This window comes from Treponema sp. R6D11, from assembly GCF_054786075.1.
In genome coordinates this window covers 1-323 of record NZ_BDHD01001356.1, presented here as the reverse complement: position 1 = coordinate 323, position 323 = coordinate 1, and the positions used below count along the sequence as shown (strand labels likewise).

Here is a 323-nt window from a genome sequence, read left to right as displayed (position 1 = left end):
GTGTAACTTCCGCCTTCCCAGGGCGTATATGTTGCATTGGTTTCGCCTGAAATAGCGATTCCTTCTTTGTTCCACTGCCATTTAATGGTAACTTCTTCAATTCCGTCATAATTAGCGGTAAGTTCCACTCCGGTAACAACATTGTCTATTGGACTAATGGTTACATTCCCCGATAAATTCAAATTGCTGCTTGCCGAGGTTACTGCTTCTTTATCGTCAGTTCCAGAGTCTTTACAACCCGCTATTGCGATTACCGCCAAAATGGTAATAATCCCAAAAAATTTAAGAGTCTTCTTCATCTTGATACTCCTTGCGGTCTTTTC

At 41.5% G+C, this 323-nt stretch carries 1 protein-coding gene; it reads right to left on the bottom strand.

From position 1 onward, the window contains the following. Window positions 1–299, bottom strand: a 299-nt coding sequence (locus ACYVTD_RS18735) for a hypothetical protein (protein WP_461249091.1), incomplete at its 3' end; no start/stop codon positions are given. Between the last annotated feature and the right edge of the window lie 24 nt (window positions 300–323).